Annotated in this window: 3 protein-coding genes; all 3 read right to left on the reverse strand. The window is 42.8% G+C overall.

Features of this window, described 5'->3' with window-relative positions; all coding sequences use genetic code 11:
• A partial coding sequence (locus tag A3729_RS17805) for a hypothetical protein (RefSeq protein ID WP_156497993.1) occupies nt 1-713 on the reverse strand: 713 nt, incomplete at its 3' end.
• Nucleotides 714-888: 175 nt separating this feature from the next.
• A complete protein-coding gene (locus A3729_RS17810; RefSeq protein WP_068516558.1) occupies nt 889-1,191 on the reverse strand; it encodes an STAS domain-containing protein in 303 nt (100 codons plus the stop codon).
• A 38-nt stretch (nt 1,192-1,229) separates the two neighbouring features.
• Nucleotides 1,230-1,520: CheB methylesterase domain-containing protein (locus A3729_RS17815; RefSeq protein ID WP_197475900.1), on the reverse strand; the 291-nt coding region annotated here is incomplete at its 5' end.

Here is a 1,520-nt window from a genome sequence, read left to right on the forward strand (position 1 = left end):
GCAATCGCCTTAAACTTTGATTCACCTTGCAATGCCTGACTAACAACCTCCTCTTCCAAATTGAGCTTAGCACTGCCATTTTGGGACAAATTCTGAGGAGACAACCCAAGCCCTGAATCAATATTAGAATTGGTAAGCGGAGCTGCTTGAATTTGGTTTGCCGTATTTAGGTTCACCTGAGACTTCTTAGCATCCTGGTTTTGAAAAGATACGCCAGGCAAAACACTTACTGGCGCCACACCTGAATCAAGCCCAGTCAATGCTTGTGGAAGGTTAGCACTTACCGGTGCAAGGGCTTGTTGTATCCCATTTACCGTATTTAGCAAAGATGCCAACACATCTTCGGGTATGTCATCACTTGAAAATCCAAGACCACTCTCAAGCTCTGCCAGCGAGTTAGAAAGAAAAGTACTCATTTCCGGCAATTCTATGCCTTGCTGTGCCGCATCCAGAGACATTAAATTGCCACTCAATAATGCGTTGATATCATCCAGGAAGCTTGAATCCAGCCCTAAAGCTTCAAGCTTAGCAGCAATATCATCAAGTTTCTCAGGACTTATAGAAGACTGATAGACACCTGTTAATGTAGCACCAAATGAACCCTCTATGGGTGATGCACCCGGTTCGCTGCTCGCGCCCAATGCTGGACCGCTAGTTGACGCTGCTGGTGCGTTTCCTGCTGATACAGGGTTTGATAGAGATATATTTTGCATGAACAACAACCACCCGTTTCGCTCAAGCCATATTAATTATGACTTAGAAAAAATAGCTTTAGGACAAGCGAATTGTAGGCGCTCAAGTTAGTCGTCTAACTTGATTACACTACGCTTTAGGGAGGATTATGCGAATATCGGGCCAATATCCGCTATTTAGAGAATGGTACTTAATTTAATGAATATCGAATAGCTGTTTAAAATTAGAGATCTCGAATATCTTTTTTACCTCATCAGAACAGTGAACTATGCTGATTTTTACATTTTCTTTTGCGTGATCCTTAAGTAACAACAACATTCCCAAAGCAGAGCTGTCTAGATAACTGACGTCGCGCATATCGATGCGATATTCACTAACACCGTTGTCTTTTCCTTCGTAAGCGTCACAAAAACTCTGATGCGAAGCAAAGTCAAAGCGACCTTTAATCGCAATAGTTAGAGAGTTATCATCCGTTGAAAGTACTGATGTGATTGACATTTATGCCTCACCTTTGTCTAAATAGATATTTCCTAACGCTACCTTTCACAAGCCTTAAGTAGCGCTTCTCGAATTTTATTTATCGGGAGCACTTTTTGCACAGCGTTAAGTTTAACAGCTGCGCCGGGCATTCCCCATACAACACTCGTTGCTTCATCTTGAGCAAAAGTTGCACCGCCCACTGAAAGTATTCTTTCCATACCTTCGGCGCCATCACTTCCCATCCCCGTTAGGATAGCTGAAACTGCATATTTCCCATAATGCTGTGCGACTGAGTCGAATAATACATTGACCGAAGGCTTATGACCACTGACCTTCTCTCCATCATA

This window comes from Oleiphilus sp. HI0043 (genome assembly GCF_001634935.1).